This window comes from Mesorhizobium sp. B2-3-15, assembly GCF_006442875.1.
GTDB lineage: Bacteria > Pseudomonadota > Alphaproteobacteria > Rhizobiales > Rhizobiaceae > Mesorhizobium > Mesorhizobium australicum.
In genome coordinates this window covers 28,748-47,750 of the sequence record NZ_VFVO01000021.1, presented here as the reverse complement: position 1 = coordinate 47,750, position 19,003 = coordinate 28,748, and the positions used below count along the sequence as shown (strand labels likewise).

At 60.7% G+C, this 19,003-nt stretch carries 21 protein-coding genes; 12 read left to right on the top strand and 9 right to left on the bottom strand.

What is annotated here, in order from left to right:
- Positions 1-180: 180 nt before the first annotated feature.
- Positions 181-1,005, top strand: coding sequence for a sterol desaturase family protein (locus tag FJ954_RS30395; RefSeq protein WP_140665680.1), 825 nt, complete (start codon positions 181-183; stop codon positions 1,003-1,005).
- 42 nt (positions 1,006-1,047) lie between these two features.
- Here the strand turns inward: FJ954_RS30395 and FJ954_RS30390 are convergent, their stop codons facing one another.
- From FJ954_RS30390 to FJ954_RS30370, 5 genes are read right to left on the bottom strand one after another with little or no spacing between them, the layout of a single operon-like run.
- Positions 1,048-1,572, bottom strand: a complete 525-nt coding sequence (locus tag FJ954_RS30390; RefSeq protein ID WP_140665678.1) for a prepilin peptidase — start codon at positions 1,570-1,572, stop codon at positions 1,048-1,050.
- Position 1,573: 1 nt separating this feature from the next.
- Positions 1,574-2,131, bottom strand: a complete 558-nt coding sequence (locus FJ954_RS30385; RefSeq protein WP_140665676.1) for a tetratricopeptide repeat protein — start codon at positions 2,129-2,131, stop codon at positions 1,574-1,576.
- Positions 2,132-2,186: 55 nt separating this feature from the next.
- Complete coding sequence (locus FJ954_RS30380) at positions 2,187-3,143, bottom strand: type II secretion system F family protein (protein ID WP_181177949.1); 957 nt, start codon at positions 3,141-3,143, stop codon at positions 2,187-2,189.
- A gap of 7 nt (positions 3,144-3,150) precedes the next feature.
- A complete protein-coding gene (locus FJ954_RS30375; protein WP_140665674.1) occupies positions 3,151-4,122 on the bottom strand; it encodes a type II secretion system F family protein in 972 nt (323 codons plus the stop codon).
- Positions 4,122-5,510, bottom strand: a complete 1,389-nt coding sequence (locus FJ954_RS30370; protein WP_140665671.1) for a CpaF family protein — start codon at positions 5,508-5,510, stop codon at positions 4,122-4,124. The genes FJ954_RS30375 and FJ954_RS30370 overlap by 1 nt, the downstream gene beginning before the upstream one ends.
- 541 nt (positions 5,511-6,051) lie before the next feature.
- On the opposite strand from FJ954_RS30370, the gene FJ954_RS30365 reads away from it, so the two are divergent.
- The 11 genes from FJ954_RS30365 to FJ954_RS30315 all read left to right on the top strand — a co-directional run bounded on the left by FJ954_RS30365 (position 6,052) and on the right by FJ954_RS30315 (position 14,672).
- A complete protein-coding gene (locus FJ954_RS30365) occupies positions 6,052-6,231 on the top strand; it encodes a Flp family type IVb pilin (RefSeq protein ID WP_140665668.1) in 180 nt (59 codons plus the stop codon).
- A gap of 239 nt (positions 6,232-6,470) precedes the next feature.
- A complete protein-coding gene (locus tag FJ954_RS30360) occupies positions 6,471-6,653 on the top strand; it encodes a Flp family type IVb pilin (protein WP_224582599.1) in 183 nt (60 codons plus the stop codon).
- 101 nt (positions 6,654-6,754) lie between these two features.
- Positions 6,755-7,846, top strand: coding sequence for a Flp pilus assembly protein CpaB (gene cpaB / locus FJ954_RS30355; RefSeq protein WP_140665662.1), 1,092 nt, complete (start codon positions 6,755-6,757; stop codon positions 7,844-7,846).
- A gap of 61 nt (positions 7,847-7,907) precedes the next feature.
- A complete protein-coding gene (locus FJ954_RS30350; RefSeq protein ID WP_224713060.1) occupies positions 7,908-9,338 on the top strand; it encodes a type II and III secretion system protein family protein in 1,431 nt (476 codons plus the stop codon).
- The gene (locus FJ954_RS30345) at positions 9,325-9,624 is read left to right on the top strand and encodes a hypothetical protein (RefSeq protein ID WP_140665656.1); all 300 of its coding nucleotides are present in this window, start codon (positions 9,325-9,327) and stop codon (positions 9,622-9,624) included. The genes FJ954_RS30350 and FJ954_RS30345 overlap by 14 nt, the downstream gene beginning before the upstream one ends.
- 77 nt (positions 9,625-9,701) lie before the next feature.
- The gene (locus FJ954_RS30340; RefSeq protein ID WP_140665654.1) at positions 9,702-11,228 is read left to right on the top strand and encodes a pilus assembly protein TadG-related protein; all 1,527 of its coding nucleotides are present in this window, start codon (positions 9,702-9,704) and stop codon (positions 11,226-11,228) included.
- Between the two features lie 5 nt (positions 11,229-11,233).
- Positions 11,234-11,755, top strand: a complete 522-nt coding sequence (locus tag FJ954_RS30335; RefSeq protein WP_224582593.1) for a TadE/TadG family type IV pilus assembly protein — start codon at positions 11,234-11,236, stop codon at positions 11,753-11,755.
- A gap of 2 nt (positions 11,756-11,757) precedes the next feature.
- Positions 11,758-12,393, top strand: coding sequence for a TadE/TadG family type IV pilus assembly protein (locus FJ954_RS30330; protein WP_140665734.1), 636 nt, complete (start codon positions 11,758-11,760; stop codon positions 12,391-12,393).
- Positions 12,390-13,553, top strand: a complete 1,164-nt coding sequence (locus FJ954_RS30325) for an AAA family ATPase (protein ID WP_140665650.1) — start codon at positions 12,390-12,392, stop codon at positions 13,551-13,553. Before FJ954_RS30330 ends, FJ954_RS30325 begins: the two co-directional genes overlap by 4 nt.
- Positions 13,540-14,112, top strand: coding sequence for a L,D-transpeptidase (locus tag FJ954_RS30320; RefSeq protein WP_140665647.1), 573 nt, complete (start codon positions 13,540-13,542; stop codon positions 14,110-14,112). The genes FJ954_RS30325 and FJ954_RS30320 overlap by 14 nt, the downstream gene beginning before the upstream one ends.
- Positions 14,109-14,672 carry a hypothetical protein gene (locus tag FJ954_RS30315; protein ID WP_140665644.1) on the top strand — a complete coding sequence of 188 codons (564 nt, stop codon included), beginning with the start codon at positions 14,109-14,111 and terminating at the stop codon, positions 14,670-14,672. The genes FJ954_RS30320 and FJ954_RS30315 overlap by 4 nt, the downstream gene beginning before the upstream one ends.
- Positions 14,673-14,710: 38 nt before the next feature.
- On the opposite strand, the gene FJ954_RS30310 is transcribed toward FJ954_RS30315, so the two are convergent.
- From FJ954_RS30310 to FJ954_RS30295, 4 genes are all read right to left on the bottom strand, one after another.
- Positions 14,711-15,178: a hypothetical protein gene (locus tag FJ954_RS30310; protein WP_246681171.1), complete on the bottom strand. Its 468-nt coding sequence runs from the start codon at positions 15,176-15,178 to the stop codon at positions 14,711-14,713.
- A 154-nt stretch (positions 15,179-15,332) separates the two neighbouring features.
- Positions 15,333-16,094, bottom strand: coding sequence for an alpha/beta hydrolase (locus FJ954_RS30305; RefSeq protein ID WP_348641148.1), 762 nt, complete (start codon positions 16,092-16,094; stop codon positions 15,333-15,335).
- A 63-nt stretch (positions 16,095-16,157) separates the two neighbouring features.
- Positions 16,158-17,645, bottom strand: coding sequence for an NAD-dependent succinate-semialdehyde dehydrogenase (locus FJ954_RS30300; protein ID WP_140665635.1), 1,488 nt, complete (start codon positions 17,643-17,645; stop codon positions 16,158-16,160).
- Positions 17,646-17,662: 17 nt separating this feature from the next.
- On the bottom strand, positions 17,663-18,889 hold the full coding sequence (locus tag FJ954_RS30295; protein WP_140665633.1) for an iron-containing alcohol dehydrogenase: 1,227 nt from the start codon (positions 18,887-18,889) through the stop codon (positions 17,663-17,665).
- Positions 18,890-19,003 lie beyond the last annotated feature (114 nt).

The window sequence follows — 19,003 nt, the reverse complement described above, 5'->3', positions numbered from 1 at the left end:
AAATGGTTTCCTGAGCGTTAACGGCAAATTGACCCTTAGTCGAAATGTACTTCGAAGCCGCCAAAGCCTCCGGGCTAAAGGTCATGGCGCGCCAGTTAACTGTTTGGACACCATTGCCTTGTGTGCCGGATCACGAAGTGGTTCACTCCTCTCCAGGACGATGTCGTGGATAACAGAGAGATGGAGCCGATGGACCTCTTTGGTCTGCAAGCGCTGCTTATTTGTGCTCTGATCTTCGTGCCGCTTGAACACATCCTCGCGCTCCGGACGCAGCAAAAGATACTCCGAAAGGGTCTCGGCACCGATGTGATCTACGCGGTGGTGAACGGCGCGTTCCTCAAGATCTGCCTCGTCCTAATCGCGGCAGCGGCAATGAGCGCCTCGGCGATATTGGTTCCGCAGAGGATAACGGTGACGGTGAGCAGTCAGGCGACATGGCTCCAGGTCATGGAGATCATTGTCTTGGCCGATATCGGCGTCTACGCCTCACATCGAGCGTTCCATGCAATCCCGGCGCTGTGGCGATTCCACGCAATTCATCATGGGGTCGAGGAGTTGGACTGGATGGTTGCTTTCCGGGCCCATCCAGTAGACCAAATCGTCACCAAGGCCGTCTCGCTTCTGCCGGTGTTCTTTCTGGGATTTTCGTCAAAGGCAATCGCAGTGTACTTCATTATTGCTACCGGGCATGCGCTACTGCTGCACGCCAACGTCAGGATGAAATTCGGGCCGCTCAAATGGCTGATCGCAACGCCGCAATTTCATCACTGGCATCATGCGGATCAACGCGACGCCTATGACAAGAACTTCGCCAGTCATCTTGCCGTCATTGATGCGCTGTTTGGAACGTTCCATGTTCCGGGCTCGAAAATGCCGGAAAAATATGGGGTCGATGAGCCGATCCCGGCGGACTATATCGGCCAGCACGGCTATCCGTTCGTGCGTGGGGGCCAACAACGCCGAAATTCAGCGGATGCCATCGCAAAGCCGGCGGCCGAAACATAAGCCAGACGAAGCAGCGCATCGGCCGCCCAGCGTCCGTCGCTGTCACATCACCAGAGAGCCAGGAACCAAAAAGCCGTATCCGACTTGCAAGGCGATCATGCAAATCGACGCCACCGAGATCGGGACGCCGAACGGAACGACACCTTTGCGATCCAGGTGTTCAACGTAGAGGCGGAACGCACCTTGCGGCAGCAAGAACGGATTTTTCACGACCATGGCCGTGGCGAGGGCGAAAAGCAGCAGCAAGATGGAAAACCCGGCGAGATCATTGCCGCCGACTAGAAACGGCACCACCCCCATCAGCTTGACGTCCCCCGCGCCGACCTTTCGCAGCACCCAAAATGGAAAGAGCGCCACGAACAACACAAGCGCGGCGATGGCGCTCAGCCCCATGTTCCACCACGATCCGGACTGCAGCGACAACAGCAGCAGCGACCCCGCCCCCAGGCAGAGCAGCAGCAGCGCGTCGCGATTGGCTATCTTCTGTGTCGTGAAGTCCAGCCAGGCAACCCTTGCGAGCAAGGGTATCGCGAGCGCCTTCAGCAGCAGCACCTCAACAAGCAGCATGCTAGCGCTCGACGTTCTGCACGCTCGACGACAGCAGCTTCAGATTGTTGGCCACGGTCGGGTCTTTTGGCGCTAGTTCATAGGCTTTGAGGAAACTCGTTCGCGCGTCCTGGAGCTTGCCACGCAGCAGGTAGGAATAGCCGACATTGTTGTAATATTCGGGCGACGCGCCAACTAGCCTGAATGCCCTGGCATAGGCACGGTCAGCAAGGTCGAAACGGCGGATGCGGTCGCAGGAAGCGGCCAGCCCCATCCAGGCGCCACCATCGTTAGGGGCGAGTTGCGTCGCCTTGAAGAACAAGGCGCCGGCATTGCCGTAATTTTCGGCGCGGAACTGGTTCGTGGCTTCTCCTACTGCCTGGTCCGAGGCGTAATATTCGACATCGCTGACCGTCTTCAGCCCGTCAAAGGCATCGCCAAAGGACGTCACGTCGCCCTTCGACGGCTCGTTGGTGCGGGCGACCCCCCCGGTGGTGTCCGCACTATTGGTTTGGCAACCGGCAAGCGCCATCAAAAGACTGGCTGCGGCTACGGCTGCGAGGCACATTGGCCTTTTCATTTTATCCCCCAAGAGTCCTCCGACTCTGTTTTTTAGAACCAAAGCATATACCTACTCAGAAGAAAATGCCCTTCATGCGAATGAGTACGGGCAACATGACGACCATCATCACGACTGGAAAGATGCAGAGCCCTAACGGGATCATCATCTTGACCGGCAAGGCGTTGGCACGCTCCTCGGCGTTCATAATTCTCTGGGTGCGCATCTCGTCGCTATAAATGCGCAAGGCGTCTGTGAGACTGGTGCCCAGTTCTTCCGATTGGCGAAACAGGACGGCCAAGGCGCGCGCCTCTTCCAGCCCGATGCGGTCCGCGAGTTCTCGCAGTGCCTCGCGCAACGGTTTGCCCGCACGCAACTGCAGGGTCACGATCGAGAGTTGAATGCCCAGCCATTTGTGGGTGCCAGCCAATTCAGCGCCAACACGCTCCACGGCCGCTTCGAGGCTCATCCCAGCGTCAGCACAGGTGATCATCATGTCCATGAAGTCGGGAAAGCCGCGCCGATAAACCTGTTTTTGCCCGCTCTCGAAGCGGTCGAGAGCAATGCTGGGAATGACCAGGCAGCCAAGCCCGATCAAGGCTGAACCCGCAAATGCCAGGAAACCAGGCAATTGCGTCGGCAAAATACGCGATAGAACGGCGTAACAGGCCAGGAAACCAACACAGACCGCGCCGAGGCGAGTGATCGTGTAAATTGCCGGTGCGCTTGATTGATAGAACCCCGCCCGGAACAATTTCGCTTCCAGGGCATTCGGCTCGCCACGTTCCTTTTCCAGGCCGCGGAAATAGGCATCGACCGGCCGCTGCGCGGAAATCCTGTTGAGCTCCTGCTGGGCATGGAGCGAGCGGCGACTGGTGATTCCCTCGGCTAAAAGGGTTTGAGTGACGAGCTTCCTTGTCTGGAACACCGGGATGAGGATAAAGGCGCCTAGCAAGAAAAATGCCCCTGCCGCCAGGAAGATGGCGAGAGAGAGCAGCGCAGCCGAATTCCCTATGTTGGTAAACACGTCCATGCCCACACTAGAAATCGAAATTGACCATTCGGTACATTACAAAATCGCCCAACAATGCCCACGCACCAAAGATCACGAACACCGGCATGATAATTGGGCTACCCCAGACATCGCCGTAAAAGCTCGGAGCGAGAACTGACAGCACCCCAAGCATTATAAGTGGGAATAGCGATATTATCCAGGCGGACATGCGGCCTTCGGCGGAAAGAGCCCTGATCTTCATGCGCAATTTCCTCCTCTCACGCAATACTGTCGACAGATTCGACAGTATTTCAGTGAGATTGCCGCCGGTCTTGGCCTGAATGGAAAGCGAAACCGAAAGCAGATGCAGGCCCTCAAAACCGACCCGCTCCGACAATTTTCGAACCGCCTGCTCCAGACTGAGGCCAAAACTGATTTCGTCGGAAACGATGCCAAATTCTGTGCCGAGCGGATCGGGCATTTCACGCGCGACAAGTCCTATCGCGACGGTGGTTGGGTGACCGGCGCGCAAAGAACGCACGATCATATCGAGTGCATCTGGAAGCTGGAGTGCAAATTTATTGATGCGCTTGTTCCTGGCTCTTCGCAAAACGAGAATCGGCAGGGCAAATCCGACCATCAGGAAGACGACGACGGCGACAATGACGGATAAGTGCAGAAGCAACGGCAAAAGAAGTGCCAGCACGAAGCCGGCGAGCAGGAAAACTGCCAGGAAAGTTAGTGGATTGCCGGTGATGCCGGATTGCGTATAGAGCCGGTTGAGCGCGATTGCGCCGAAAATGAAGTCCCCCGATGCGGTCAGCCCGCGTTCCTGCAGCAGTCCCTGCAAACTCTGCTCGGCCGGCTTTTCTTCTCCCAGTCGCTGCAAGCGTCGATTTATGATGCCTGCGCGTGCTCGCCGCCCGGCGATCGAAACAAAGAAGGATTCAGCGGCGAGAATGACCGACGCCGCCGCCAGCACATAGATGAAGTAAAGGAGGGTCTGACCGGTCGGCATCAGAGTGGAACCTGCGGATTGAACGCATCTTTTGCGAAATGATACCCCATTGCCGCAGCTTCGGTGGCAAAACGCGGCCGCACACCGGTGGCGCGAAATTCACCGACAATCGCGCCGTCAGCGCGGACATCGCGACGAACGAATTGATAGATTTCCTGAAGCTGGACGACATTGCCTTCCATGCCGGTCAGTTCCGATATGGAGGTGACACGCCTGCCGCCGTCCGAGAGCCGTTGTGTCTGTACGATGATATCGATGGCCGAGGCGATTTGCGCGCGAATGGAATCGTTGGTCATCGGCATGCCGGCCATACCGACCATCTGCTCGAGCCGCGAGATCGCGTCGCGCGGCGTGTTGGCGTGGATTGTGGTCATCGAGCCTTCATGGCCGGTGTTCATCGCCTGCAGCATGTCGAACGCTTCCTCGCCGCGCACCTCACCGACGATGATGCGGTCCGGTCGCATGCGCAGCGCGTTCTTCAGCAATTCGCGTTGGCGAACCTCGCCCCTCCCCTCGACATTGGGTGGCCGCGTCTCCAGCCGGCCGACATGCGGCTGCTGCAACTGTAGCTCAGCCGCATCCTCGATCGTAATCAGCCGCTCCCTGGACGGGATGTAGCTCGACAACGCGTTGAGCAATGTCGTCTTGCCGCTGCCGGTGCCGCCTGACACTAGGATCGACTTGCGCGCCTGCACGGCGATGCGCAGCAGATCGACCATCGGCTGTCGGATCGAGTTGAACGCCATCAGACGTTCGAGAGAATAAGGGTTCTTGGAGAACTTGCGGATCGAGACCAGCGGCCCGTCCACCGAAATCGGCCGCACCGCGATGTTAACGCGTGACCCGTCTGCCAGCCGGGCATCGACCATCGGCGCCGATTCGTCGACACGCCGACCTATGGCCGAGACGATTTTGTTGATGACGCGTAAGAGATGCGCCTCGTCGCGGAAGCGGATCGCGGTTTCCTCGATCACGCCATATCGCTCGATGAAGACGCGCTTGTGGGTGTTGATCAGAATGTCGGCGATCGAATCGTCTTTCAGCAATGGCTCGATCGGTCCCAGGCCGAGCATTTCGTCGGCAGTGTCGCTGGTCAACTGATCGAGTTCGCGCGCATTCAGCGGCACGCTGTGGCTGCGCACGAACTCGCGCACGATGGGGCGGATCTCGTTCAGTATCTCATCCTTGGACGCGGTTTCGAGCGCGGAGAGATTGAACCTGTCTATCAAATGACGATGCAGTTCGACTTTCAGCGTGAGGAAGTCCTCGCCGTGGGGTTCAATATCAGCAACTGGAGAAACCGCCGGAACGATGGGCAGTACAGTCAGCGGCTCGGCCTTTGTCGCCGCCTGCTGCTCGCTTGCTCCCTTGATAAACCGTCCCAGCATAATCCCTTATACCTCTTCAGCACATATTAGCGGAAACTAAACGTTAACCACGCGACGCACAAGCGCCGAGGCGCCTCACGTACCGCCAATACTTTCAACATAGTTAAGGAGCGCACCAAAAAAATATCGTTTTTATTTATGAGCTCCGCGCTGCCAACCATGACGGAGTGAATAGGCGTCCAGAGCACCCTATCGCGCTTGGGTGCTCTAACATCGCAATCCGCTCCATATCTGGCTATAACCCCTTAGATATAAAGGGTTATGCGATATTGCTAAATTACCTGTTACTCAATTAGGACACATGCATAATTGTGAACGAATGGTTAAGAACGCTTGAAAAATTAGACGAATCAAGCTCTTGCTGAAATTTAGAGGCGTCCTGAACTCGAGATTTCATGTATTGGGAAGTTAAGGAACCGTTAATCCCGTTTGACTCCGCAATTTCTTGGGACCTAGGATCGAGATGACGGGGGATGCTTGGGTATGGAGTTCATCCTTGGCTCTGTCTCGTCGGGTTCAACCTCCAAAGGGAGAAATTGACATGAAGAAGCTCATGACGATGACCCGGCAGTTCCGCGACGACGAAAACGGCGCTGCTATGGTCGAATACACCATCTTGCTCGGCATTATTACGATAGCGGTCATCGGCACCGTCATTACGGTCGGCACGTGGGTCGGCGGCAGATGGACCGCGCTCGCTGGTGCACTTCCGGCGGCGTAATTCTCTGACTGGCCCGAGCCGAAAGGTTTGGGCCAGTCGCTCTCACCAGAAGTCGATCGGCCTCCGGTGCAATCGCAGTCGGTTGACAGGCAGCATACGCTCAAATATCGGCATAGTAATCGCTCTCGATGTTTGTTTGGCGTGTTGGCCGTCGACTTGAGGATGACGGATGATGCTTGAGTATGAATTTCATCCTCAGCTCGTCTCGTCGGGTTCAACCTCCAAAGGGAGAAAATGGCGTGAGGAAGTTCATCACGATGACCCGGCAGTTCCGCGACGATGAGAACGGCGCTGCCATGGTCGAATATACAATCTTGCTCGGTATCATCACGGTAGCGGTCATCGGCACCGTGATTACGGTCGGCGCATGGGTTGGCACCCAGTGGACAACACTTAACACGGCACTTGCTGGCGCTGCTTAGTGATACTCTGGCAGGCTTGGGCGCAAATGCATGGCCTGCCTCTTTTTAACCACAGACAGGCGACCCCTTGGGGCACGTAGTCGAAAGGGTGGGTTGGGGTCATGCGTGCAAATACTGTCATCATGATTGTCCTTGCCGGCGTGTTCGGCGTGCTTGCAGTGGTGCTCGCCAACATCTGGCTGGCCAATCAGCGCAGCGCGATCGCGCAGACGAATAATGTCCAGCGCGATACGGTGGTGGTGGCCGCGGTGGCGCTGAAGTTCGGCGACACGCTGTCCGCCGACAAATTGCGCGAAGTCGCATGGCCAGCGGGAGCGGTTCCGGTAGGCGCATTCAAGACGACGGAAGAGCTCCTGACCAAAGACGTTCCCACTGGCGGAGGCCCCAAGCAGGCGTTGCAGGCGATCGGTGTCAACGAACCCGTCCTTGCAAGCAAAATTACCGGCCCAGGCCAGCGCGCCACGCTTTCGGCTGTGCTCGGCGAGGGCATGAAAGCCGTGTCGATAAGGGTCAACGACGTGCTTGGCGTCGCCGGCTTCGTCTTCCCTGGCGACAGGGTCGATGTGTTGTTGACGCGAACGGTGCGCAGCGAAGAGGGCGCGGACCAGAGTTTTGTCGATGTGCTGCTGCAGGGCATGAAGGTGCTCGCGGTCGACCAGGTGGCCGACGAAAGCAAGGATAGCCCGACGGTCGTCAAATCGGTAACGCTGGAAGCCAGCACGAAAGATGCACAAAAACTCACTCTAGCAGCCGGCGCCGGTCAGTTGTCTCTGGCCCTTCGCCAGGCGGCCGCCAGCAAGGGCGAGGCAACCGAGCGGGTAACGCTTTCCGACCTGACCGGTGAAATGCCGGCTGACGTTGCCAAAAAGCAGGCTGAACTGGCCAGGCAAGCTGCAGCCGACGCTGCCGCCGCGGCCGAACGTCAGCGCGCGGAGGATGAGCGCAAACGCGCGGACGCCAAGATCACAGGGTTGGCCGAGGCCGTGGACCGAGTGGGAAGCCAACTCGATCAGTTGAGCAAGGTGAAGCCGGCTCCCGTCGTGGTATCGGCCCCAGCACCGGCGGCGCGCGAGGTCGTGAAGGAAGTGGTTAAATATGTAGCGGCGGAGCCGCCACCACCACCGGTGCGCGCCACGGTCGGCGTGTATCGGGGTGTGGTGCTCGAATCATATGACGTGCCGAGACAGCAATAACAATCGGCTCGACCAGGTGGGGACTGCCCGATGCGGGCAACGAGGTGAGGGAATGGTTGGAATGTTGGAGAGATTGGCGGGCGCCCTACTGGTCATATTGGGCGTGCTCGCGGCATCCGCAACGCAGGCGGCGGACCGCTTTATCGACGTGTCCAATCCGAGTGTCCACCGTGTTTTCCTGCCGGCATCGCAATCGGTGACAATCCAGGTGAATGCCACCCTCGGCGATATCGTCGTCGGCGACCAAAAGATCGCCGATGCCCAGCCGATGACCGACCGCACGCTCTATGTCATCGGCAAGAGCGCAGGCACCACCACGGTCAATCTGTTCTCCACCGACAAACGTTCGCTCGGCGTCATCCAGATCGAGGTCGGCGTCGACGTCAGCGACATGGCGCAAGCGATCCGTCAGGTGGCGCCAAGGTCGCGCATCGAAGTCGGATCGGTCAACGGTCGAGTCAGGCTTGGCGGTCATGTCAAGGACGGCGCGACGCTGGCGGCCATCCTGGAAGTTGCAAAGCAATATGGTCCCGACGATATCATCAATTCCGTGTCGGTTGATGACAGCCAGCAGGTCAATCTTGAAGTACGCGTGCTGGAAGCCAAGCGCAACGCGGGCCGGGATCTTGGCGTCTCGATCAGGAGCTCCAACGGCGACGGCACAACTCTAGTTGGAACCGGGATTACCGCCGTCGACAAAGATAAGGTGGTGCTCGGCACCGGAGGTTTTCTCAGCGACCTGTTGTCCACCTCCACGCCCTTCGGAGCACTGCTCACTCGCGTTGTCGACAGCAACATCAAAGTCGATTTGTACATCGAGGCGCTTGAAGCCAAGGGCGCGGTGCGCATGCTCGCCAACCCCAATCTCACCACGCTTTCCGGCGAGCAAGCCAGCTTCAACGCCGGTGGCGAAGTCCCTATTCGCACGCTCGACAAAAATGACGAAATTAGCATCGTGTACAAGCAGTTCGGCGTCAATCTGGTGTTCACGCCGGTCGTACTCGACGAGGGCAAGATCCACATGAACCTGGCGCCGGAGGTCAGCGACCTGACCGGCTTCACTACCGCCGGCGACCCGATCTTCACCAACCGCAAACTGTCGACCGTCGTCGAGTTGCGCGACGGCCAGAGTTTCGCGGTCGGCGGACTTCTGTCCACCAAGAACACCAAGCTGCAGAATCAGGTGCCATGGCTTGGCCAGGTGCCGGTGATCGGAACGCTGTTTCGCAATTCGAGCAACCAGAAGGAAGAGACCGAGCTGGTGGTCATCGTCACGCCGCACATCGTGCGGCCGGTGAAGCCGGGTGAGCAGCTCGAGACGCCGTTTGACAAGACACGGCCCGCCAACGATCCGGAATTCTTCGTGCTCGGCCAGCTCGAAGTGAACAAGGACATGATCCGGAAATATGAAACGGGCGACGGCGTCACCGGCCCCTATGGCCACATGCTCAACTTTAAATCGAAGGACAAGATGCTCTATGTCAAGAAATAGCGCTTTGGTCCTCACTCTGTGCACCGGCCTGCTGACGGGCTGCGCTGCGGACTATCTGAATCACTATGATTCGGTGACGCTGGCCGCCGGCGACACGCAGAAATACAACTCGATGCTGCAGACGGTCGATCCGCTCAATCCAGCCTCGCGGAATACGCATATCGAAGGCGACGGCACGCGCGCTGCAGCTCTCGCCAACAACTACAAATATCCGCCGCCGCCGCCGCCGCCGCCGGCCATCACAGTCAATGTCGGCGGGTCGGGTGTGACGACTACGACGCAGTGAACTGAATGGAAGGATGCGGTTTCAGTGCGCCAGGCTGTACGAGGAAACCTGGCGTCAGGGGAGCAAAGAGTAAGGCCATGTTGCGGACCATTCGCGCCTTCTGGCACGATCAGAGGGGAATAGCGCTGATCCTCGTCAGCGTTACGCTGCCGGCGATCATCGGATTTTCGCTGCTGGCAATCGATATGAGCCGGGTCAACAATCTGCACAACGATCTGCAGAAGGCAGCGGACGCATTTGCGTTGGCTGGCGCCGCCGAGCTTGATGGCTTGCCCGGTTCATGGGCCAGAGCCGAACGCGCCATGGCGAAACTGGTCGCCAACGATGCCACTTTCTCGACCGTTGGCGCTACCGGCCGGTTCACCTTGAAGTCCGGGGAGCCGGGCGGCACCGCACAATGCAACAGCGCCGCCAACATTTCGTGGTGTTTCCTCAAAACCTTGCCCGCGTCTGACGGAGCGCCGGTCACCAGCGCGAACTATGCCAATGCAACGCAATCCATCGGCGAAGATGAAACCGCATTCATCGAAGTGAGGGTGGCTCCGACCGGCTTCGCGGCAATATTCCCGGCGTCGTTTCTGACGAGCAATTCGGCCAGCAACAGCTTCAACGTTGCTGCCCGTGCGACGGCAGGGTTCACGTCGGGCGTCTGCGATTACACGCCCGTTTTCATGTGCAACCCGTATGAGGACACAACCATCACCGGCGGCGTCACGCTTGAGCAGGCGGCACAAACCAGGCAATATCGTCGCCGCCAAATCATGCTGCGCGGAGACGGATCCTATTTTCCCGGCAACTTCGCTTTCCTGGCTTCGCCATTTGGCAACGGCGCCAATCAGCTCGAAAAGATGCTCGCCGATTCCAAGCCGCAGAATTGTTATTCGCGCGACGGCGTCGATACGGAGCCGGGACAGAACGCTGGCCCTGTCGAGAACGGTATCAACTCGCGTTTCGGCATCGATTCGTCAAGCTACTCGGATGGTCCTGCGACCAATGTGCGCAAGGGTGCCACAAACTGGGACCAGTACGTCAAGAGCAACAAGGTCACCTATGAAACGGACCCGACAAAGGGGGTCGGCCTTGAACGTGACTCGTGCCAGATCGCCGGCAACTGCACCTTGATGGGCGGTCGCATGGGCGCCGGAGATTGGAATTTCGCGCGTTACTGGGCCGCCAATCATCCCACACGTGCTGTGCCTGCTGCTCTGTCGGGAACCGGTGCCAACCTGCCGACGCGGTATGAGGTCTATCGTTATGAGAACGATCCCGACGGCAACCCTCTCACCGATGACAGTATTGCCGGCGATGCCGCGGTTGGAGGTGAAAGAGGCACACCGCCCGCAGAAGCCCGCACCCCTATCTCTACGCCCGACCGCCGGCTGCTTTACGGCGCAATCCTGGACTGCAATGCGTTGCAGGCTTCGGGCACGAATTTCAGCGGCCGCCAGACGGGTATTCCGGTGAGGAGATTCGGCAGCTTCTTCATCACCGAGCCGATCAAGGACGGTAAGAATATTTACGTTGAGTTGGTCGACATCACCGGAAAAGGCGGCAATGGCACGCTCGACAACTACCTGCGCGATGAAGCGCAGCTCTACCGGTGACCACCATGTTCGCGATGCTGTCTCGATATCTCGATCGATTTAGGCACGACCAACGTGGCGCGGTGCTTGTTGAGATGACACTGATCACGCCACTGATGCTGATCTTGTCGGCCGGGGTGTTCGAGTTCGGCAATCTGATCCATGACAAGTTGCTAATGGAGGCCGGCCTTACCGACGCCGCCCGCTATGCCGCGCGTTGCAACAGTCAATTGTATACCGACTCCGGGCTGGCAGCCATCAACTGTGCGACGATTGCCGCGAATATAGCGGTGTTCGGCAACCCGACAGGGACGGCGCCCGCACGTGTCGCCGGCTGGCAGACCTCGAATGTCACCGTGACCACGAACTATGGGTGCCAGGACACCGTGGTGGCCGGCGTTACCCAATATCGCTCCACCACGGCACAAGTCTGCACCGTGCGCGCGTCCGGCACCTACCCATACACCGGTGTCGGGATGCTGGCATTCATCGGTGTCGGTCCGATAACGCTGCAAGGCTCCCATGACGAGCGGTTGATCCGGTTTTGACCATGATCCAGAGTTTCACAAAGTCAGAAGACGGCGCGGCGATGGTGGAAATGACCATTGTATCGACGCTGCTGTTCTCACTTGTCCTGGGCTTCGTCGATTTCGGCTACGCGTTCTACCAATGGAACGCAGCAACCAAGGCCGTTCAGGTCGGCGCCCGGCTGGCTTCGATATCGGATGCGGTGGCAACCAACCTCGCGACCGCGGGCCCGATCTCGTCTCCCGGCGCCCCGATTATCGCCGACGCCTATGGACCTTTCGTCTGCACCTACACCGCCGGCACGGGCGCCTGCAGCAATAGCGGCGGCTTCAGCGCCGCCAATTTCAGCCGCATCTTTCGTGGCGACACCGCAAACACCAATGACGACGCCTGCCCCGATCTGGCTGCAAACCAGCGGGCTGGAATGTGCCACTTCTTCCCGGGCCTGCTGCGCAGCAACGTCGTCATCACCTACACGGCCAGCGGCCTTGGATATCAGACCCGGCTTGGAGGGCCGGTGCCGACAATCGCCGTCAGCCTGCAAAACAGGACTTTCCAGTTCTTCTTCCTCCAAGGACTGATGGGTTTCGCCAACATCAACATGCCCTCCATGCTGAGCACGGTTACGGGCGAAGACATCAAGAGCACCTGGCCATGAATGCCATCAGCACTAAGGTTACCCCCACCAAGCGAAAGCAGGTTGCGCTGTTTTCCTCGGATCCGAATTTCAAGCGCGATGTGGCGACGCGGCTCGATGCGCTGGCGATCTATGATGTGCGGGTTGCCGAGACGGGCGACTTCCTCAAGGGGCCGCCGGCCGACACGCGTCCGGGCATCGTCATCCTCGACCTCGGCAATGGCGAATTGCTCGGCAATCCAGGCATCGTCGAGGCGCGCGCGCTGTGGGCTGATGTGCCGCTGATCGCGGTTTCCGACGAGCTAACCTCGGAGCGGACGCGTGTCCTGGTGCGTATGAATGCCTCGGACTGGCTGCACAAGCCGCTCGACGGCAAGGAACTGCTCAACGCCGTCACCTTCCATGACAGCGGCAACCAGGGCGCCAAGAGCCGCATCATCACCTTCATCAGCGCCAGCGGCGGCGCCGGCGCCACGACGCTGGCGCTGTCGGCGGCCGAATTCCTGGCCTCGAAATCGACCGAGCGCGCGGCCTCGACCTGCCTGGTCGACCTCGATTTCCAGAGCGCCAATTGCGGCGCCTATCTCAACCTGTTCAACCAGTTCGACCTTGGCGGCATCATCGGCCAGCCGGAACGGCTCGATGTCGAACTGATGGATGTCATCAAGCTGTCGCGGCCTTCCGGCCTGACGCTCTACGCCTTCGAGCGGCCGCAGCTGCCGTTCGAGCCGCAGGGCGCCGACTTCGTCTTCCGGCTGCTCGACCTCGTCGCCTACCGTTTCGACGACATCGTCATCGACCTGCCGAACATCGAAACGCCCTGGCACAATTCCGTGCTGTCGACGAGCGACGAGATCTTCATCGTCTTCGAGCTCAATGTCGCTTCGCTGCGGCAAGGCAAACGGCTCTACAAGAAGATCCGCGAGCTGCGCGGCAATGCCGTCTCGATCACGCTGGTGGCCAACAAGCACAAGCGCAAATGGTTCGGCAACCACTTCTCGCGCAGCGAGCTGGAGAAGATCTTCAAGGCGCCGCACATCAAGTCGGTCGGCCTCGACAACGCCCTGCTGGCCGACGCGCTGAACCGCGCCATGCTGCCGTCCGAAGTGGATGGGCGGGCGCGCTTCAACAAGGACCTGAAGAAGATGTTCCGCGAGCGGCTCGACGATGCGGCCCGCTAGCGGCCATCGCTTGCGGCTGACAGCCGCCTGCCTGCTTGGCCTGGCGCTGGCGCCCGCGGCCGGGCAGACCGCGTTGGCGGACAGCCGCCCGCCTCTGCCGGCCATGGGCCCCAGCCTGCGCAAGACGGTGGCGTTTTCCACCCAGGAGAAGACTGGGACCATCATCATCCGCAAGCAGGACAAAGCGCTCTATCTGGTGACCGGCAAGGGCGAGGCCCTGCGCTACCGGATCAGTGTCGGACGCGATGGATTTGGCTGGACGGGTACGGTCCAGGTGGGAGCCAAGACCGAGTGGCCTGCGTGGCGACCGCCCAGGGAAATGCGCGCCCGCCAGCCGGAATTGCCTGACATGGTGCCCTCGGGCCCGTACAATCCACTCGGCGCAAGGGCGCTCTATCTGCTTCGGGACGGCCGCGACACGCTCTATCGCATCCATGGCACCAACGACCCTTCGGGCGTGGGGTTCGACGGCACGTCGGGCTGTTTTCGCCTGACCAATACCGATGTCATCGATCTTTTCAGGCGCGTGCCTGTCGGCACCAAGGTGGTGGTCCAATGACGACGATCAGCGATCCCGACGACCTTGTGATAGCGGTCGAACCGCTGTTGCTCGACAGGGAGAAGAGCCGATCCAGGCTCGCCATTGCCGTCTCTGTCGGCCTGGCGCTGTTTGCCCTGCTGAACGCCACCACGGCCGTCTATCTCTACCGCGGCATCAACGATCTGCGCGCAATCGAGGCGCGGCTGGAGGACCTCGGCCAGTTCGAGCAGCGCATGAGCGCGCGGCTCGACACCGTCAACAATGGATTTCAAAGCCGGTTCGAGGCGCTGGACGACCGGCTGCGGGCGAGCTTCGGCGAGGTCAACGCCAACATCGCCCGGCAGCCCCCGGAGATGTCGGGAAATCACGGTGGCGACGAGCCGCGCGTCGTGGAACTCCCCTCGCCCGCCGAAGACATGGCGGCGGTCGCCAGCGCCGCCGACGCGGAGCCCGCCATCGGGGATATGCCGCGGGTAACGCGAAGGCGGTCGGCACCGGCAGCGCCTCCCGCGCCGAGCTCCAATTACCAGCGGAGCGTATCGCCGGAAGGCAAGGTCACCTATCACAAGATAAACTAGGACGGGACCTGCGCGCGGCCCCGTAGCGCTGCGCTGGTCTAGAAATCCCGCTGCAGTGCCATGATCCGGACGCGCCGCGATTCAACGCGCATGCCGAGTTCACGGATATAGGCAAGGTGGCAATAGGCGCAGGCGGTGACCCCGATGACCGCCAGCAGGCAGTTCAGCCAGGTGAAGTCCATCATCAGCGAGAACCGAAAGCCGCTCGGCGCCGTGAACGCGGCGATGGTGCTGGCGGTCTGCGAACGGCCACCGATGAAAATCATCGACGCCGCGAGGACCAAGATGCCGTGGTTGGCAAGAAAGAATGCGGCCGACCTTCTGGCCCGGCTTGCCATCCAGCAGACCACCAGGGCCGCGCCCAGCAGAGCGAAATCCAGGACCATCGACCCTCCCAGATAGACATCGACCTGCTGCCAGACCATGCCCGACGAGGGATGCAAGGCGAGCCAGATCTTCCACATGTCGGGGCTTGCGGGGTAAGTTCCGAGCAGGAGCGTGGCCATTCGCTCCGCCGCCAGGATCAGCAGGACACAGGCAGGAAAGGCGAAAAGCAATAGTGGTTGGCGCTTCATGGTGCCTCGCAATCTGGCAGGCAGATTACGCGCCATGAGTTGCGCAAGGCTTAACGGGGGAAGGTTTCGGCTGAGACAGGATCGATCAAGCGGCTCGGATCATGTCGTACAGCCAAGTGCCCGCTTTTGTATGCCTGACACCCAAATCCCGGACGCTGTCCATGTGATTGCGCCCCTCGACGATGTCGCTCGAAGCCGTCAGGCGCTGCTCCGTCAGGCGATCGGCAAACAATTTGGCCTGCAGGTGAAACGGTTCCGTTTCCCGCTCGCCGACCAGCAGCGTGACCTTTGTCCGCGACGAGTGGGATTTGCTCATCGGCGAATACGCCTCAACTTCCGTGTCGGTCAGGCCTATCAAGGGCTCAAGGAAGGATTGCTGGAGGGGCTTCAAATCGTAGAGCCCGCCGAGCAGGAGTGCCGCCGAGGGCGGATGTGCCGACCCCTCGTCAAATAAAAAGGTCGCCAGATGCGCCCCGGCGGAATGACCGCTGACGCTTAGCCGACCGGCATCGCCACCATGGCTGGCAATATTATCCAGCACCCATTGCCTCGCGCGCCGGACCTGGTCGACGATTGCCGCCATCCTGACGGCGGGCATCAGCGCGTAGTCGATCACGACCGCGATTGCCCCTGCGCTCGTCACCGTTTCGGCAATGTAGGAATAGTCGCTCTTGGCGAACATACGCCAATAGCCGCCATGGATGAAGATGTGCACCGGGAGGTCCCTGCGCGGTCCCTCCGGAAAGAACAGGTCGAGGCGTTCGGCCTCGTGCGGGCCATAGGCGATGTCCGCCAGCATCGGCAGCGAAGCCCGCGTCGCGGTGCTGCGGGCGACGATGTCGGCCACGATGTCATCGAAATCGGCAACGTGGTCACGGGTGCGAAAAGGGTCCTTCGACATGGTGTCCGCTCAGAAGGTTACAGCGATGTATTTGGCCTCCATGAACTCGGCGATGCCGTGATGCTGGCCCCCTTCCCGCCCGAGGCCGCTCTGCTTGACTCCGCCGAAGGGCGCGGCGGGATCCGACATCAGGCCGCGGTTGAGGCCGATCATGCCGGCCTCGATCTCGGCGGCCACCCGCATGCCGCGCGCCACATCGCGGGTATAGAGATAGGCGGCGAGGCCGTATTCGGTGTTGTTGGCGTGGAGGATGGCCTGCGCCTCGTTTTCGAAGCGGGTGATGGGCGCCACCGGGCCGAAGATCTCCTCATGCGCCATGTCGGCGTCCGGCGAGACTTCGGACAAGACGGTCGGCGGATAGAAAAAGCCATCCCCTTCAGGCACCGAGCCGCCGCACAGCACCTTGGCACCACGGTTGACCGCGTCCTTGACCAGCCGGTCGATCTTGTCGACCGCCTTCTTGGTGATCATGGGTCCACATTCGGTGTCCGCCTTGGTGCCGGCGCCGATCTTGAGCGCAGCCATGCGCCGCGCAAGACCGTCGGCGAACGCATTGTGGATGCCGGACTGGACGTAGATGCGATTGGCAGCCGTACAGGCTTCGCCGGCATTGCGCATTTTGGCGATCATGGCGCCGTCGAGGGCCGCGTCGAGATCGGCATCGTCGAAGACGATGAAGGGTGCATTGCCGCCAAGCTCCATGGAACAGGAAATCACATGCTTGGCGGCCTCGGCGAGCAAGGCCCGGCCGATCCCGGTCGAACCGGTGAAGGAGAGCTTCCTGACGCGCGGATCGGCCAGCATGGCCGACGTCAGGGGGCCGGGTGTCGACGTCGTCAGCACGTTCACGACACCGTCCGGTACGCCGGCTTCGCTGTAGAGCGCGGCCAGCGCATAGGCGGTCAGCGGCGTCTCGCTGGCCGGTTTCAGAATGACCGTGCAGCCTGCCGCGAGTGCCGGTGCGATCTTGCGCGTCGCCATCGCGGCGGGGAAATTCCACGGCGTGATGAGGACGCAGATGCCGATCGGCTGGTAGTCGACGACGATGCGGTTCGCGCCGGACGGGGCGGTGCCGAACTCGCCGGTGATACGAACCGCTTCCTCGGCGTTCCAGCGGAAGAATTCAGCTGCATAGGCGACCTCGCCACGCGCGTCGCGCAGGGCCTTGCCGTTCTCCAGCGAGATCAGCATGGCAAGCGTCTCCGACCGCTCGACCATCAGCTCGAAACAGCGCCTGAGAATCTCCGAGCGCTTGCGCGGCGCTGTCTCGCGCCACCCCTTGGCGGCCTTGGCCGCCGCCTCGACCGCGGCGGCGGCATCCTCCAGGGTCGCATCGGGGACCGCCGCGATCACCGCGCCGGAGGATGGATCGGTGACCTCGATGAGCCCGCCGTCGGACGACGGCAGCCATTGTCCGCCAATATAGAGCCGGTGCGGAAAGCCCCGAACGTCGTACGGATCCTGATCGAGAGGGAAGGCATTGTAGGGAAGGTTCATCGTCTTGTTCCTGACGTTCACATGGCGCAGGCGGTGAGATCGCCGTCATAGGCCGCCTGGACAAGGCGGCGCATGGCGGCAAGGTCGAATGGGCGCGGGTTGTTCTTGATCAGGCGATCGATGCCGAGCGCCTGCTCGGCGGTCCAGTCGAGCTTGTCGGCCGGAAGCCCCAGACCGGCCAGCGTCGGGGTGATGCCGATCGCCGCAAATAAGCGCCTGATCTCCTCGATGGTCGCGTCCGCCATTTCGTCGACGCCACGACCGTTCGGCTCCAGGCCAAGAGCAATCCCTATCTCGGCGATCTCAGCCGCGGCCACGCGGCTGTTGTAGCTCATGACGTAAGGCATCATTGTCGCCACTCCCAGCCCATGCGGCGTATGTGTGAGCGCGCCGGCCGGGTATTGCACCGCGTGCGCTGCCGCCGTGCCGGCGGTGCCGAATGCGCAACCCGCAGCCAGCGCTCCCATCATCGCGTCGGAGCGCGCCTCGGCGTCGCCGCCGTCAATGCACGCCTTCTCCAGGCTGCGGCCGAGAAGTTTGACGGCCAGCAGCGCGAAATGGTCGGTCATCGGCGTCTTGCCGATGAACACGTGGCGCTGCGGCAGGCTGAAGTCCCCGTCCCGGCGCATGGCCGTAAAGGCCTCGATCGCATGCGTGAGCGCGTCGGCACCGGCAACCGCGGTCAGGCCCGGCGGACAAGTCATTGTCAGTTCGGGGTCGCAGACGGCAACGGCAGCAATGAGATAGGGGCTCGATATGCCGACTTTGAGCGTCCGGTCCGGATCCGATATCACTGCAACGGGCGTCACCTCCGATCCTGTGCCAGCCGTTGTCGGCACGGCGATCAGCGGCAGCATCGGCCCCGGGACCTTGAACTCGCCGTAGTAGTCCCGCAGCTCGCCGCCGTGGCTGATCAGCAAGGCGGCACATTTGGCGAAATCGAGACAGCTGCCGCCGCCGATGCCGATCACCATATCTGGCCGGAAGCCCCTCGCTTCCTCGACGCAGACCGCCACCGAATCGCGCGGCACGTCCGGGAGAACACCGTCGTGAACCAGCACGTCGATTGATGCCGACCGCAGGGATTCCATCATTTCGGCGAACACGCCGGTGCCGGCGAAACGCTCGTCGGTGCAGACCAGGGCGCGGCGGCCATGGCGGCCGGCCACGGCTGGCAGCGCATGACGTTGTCCCTTTCCGAATAGAATTTCGCGTGGGAGCCGGAGGGCTGTGAGAAGGCTCATGACAGGCTGCATCCTTGGGGAGTTTCGGAGAAACACATTGCAAAAATCCGCACCGAAAATCCTCAATTGAGCGGCGCCGATAAAATCGTATAGGATATAGTATTGCATCGGTCA

Bases quoted from the DNA above. Each gene is read 5' to 3' on its own strand.
- FJ954_RS30340 (WP_140665654.1), top strand. From the start codon at position 9,702: ATGTTGCGGACCATTCGCGCCTTCTGGCACGATCAGAGGGGAATAGCG.
- FJ954_RS30370 (WP_140665671.1), bottom strand. From the start codon at position 5,510: ATGCTGGGACGGTTTATCAAGGGAGCAAGCGAGCAGCAGGCGGCGACA.
- FJ954_RS30300 (WP_140665635.1), bottom strand. From the start codon at position 17,645: ATGAACCTTCCCTACAATGCCTTCCCTCTCGATCAGGATCCGTACGAC.
- FJ954_RS30315 (WP_140665644.1), top strand. From the start codon at position 14,109: ATGACGACGATCAGCGATCCCGACGACCTTGTGATAGCGGTCGAACCG.
- FJ954_RS30295 (WP_140665633.1), bottom strand. From the start codon at position 18,889: ATGAGCCTTCTCACAGCCCTCCGGCTCCCACGCGAAATTCTATTCGGA.
- FJ954_RS30310 (WP_246681171.1), bottom strand. From the start codon at position 15,178: ATGGCCACGCTCCTGCTCGGAACTTACCCCGCAAGCCCCGACATGTGG.
- FJ954_RS30320 (WP_140665647.1), top strand. From the start codon at position 13,540: ATGCGGCCCGCTAGCGGCCATCGCTTGCGGCTGACAGCCGCCTGCCTG.
- cpaB (WP_140665662.1), top strand. From the start codon at position 6,755: ATGCGTGCAAATACTGTCATCATGATTGTCCTTGCCGGCGTGTTCGGC.
- FJ954_RS30365 (WP_140665668.1), top strand. From the start codon at position 6,052: ATGAAGAAGCTCATGACGATGACCCGGCAGTTCCGCGACGACGAAAAC.
- FJ954_RS30335 (WP_224582593.1), top strand. From the start codon at position 11,234: ATGTTCGCGATGCTGTCTCGATATCTCGATCGATTTAGGCACGACCAA.
- FJ954_RS30380 (WP_181177949.1), bottom strand. From the start codon at position 3,143: ATGGACGTGTTTACCAACATAGGGAATTCGGCTGCGCTGCTCTCTCTC.
- FJ954_RS30330 (WP_140665734.1), top strand. From the start codon at position 11,758: ATGATCCAGAGTTTCACAAAGTCAGAAGACGGCGCGGCGATGGTGGAA.
- FJ954_RS30325 (WP_140665650.1), top strand. From the start codon at position 12,390: ATGAATGCCATCAGCACTAAGGTTACCCCCACCAAGCGAAAGCAGGTT.
- FJ954_RS30350 (WP_224713060.1), top strand. From the start codon at position 7,908: ATGTTGGAGAGATTGGCGGGCGCCCTACTGGTCATATTGGGCGTGCTC.
- FJ954_RS30375 (WP_140665674.1), bottom strand. From the start codon at position 4,122: ATGCCGACCGGTCAGACCCTCCTTTACTTCATCTATGTGCTGGCGGCG.
- FJ954_RS30345 (WP_140665656.1), top strand. From the start codon at position 9,325: ATGTCAAGAAATAGCGCTTTGGTCCTCACTCTGTGCACCGGCCTGCTG.
- FJ954_RS30385 (WP_140665676.1), bottom strand. From the start codon at position 2,131: ATGAAAAGGCCAATGTGCCTCGCAGCCGTAGCCGCAGCCAGTCTTTTG.
- FJ954_RS30390 (WP_140665678.1), bottom strand. From the start codon at position 1,572: ATGCTGCTTGTTGAGGTGCTGCTGCTGAAGGCGCTCGCGATACCCTTG.
- FJ954_RS30395 (WP_140665680.1), top strand. From the start codon at position 181: ATGGAGCCGATGGACCTCTTTGGTCTGCAAGCGCTGCTTATTTGTGCT.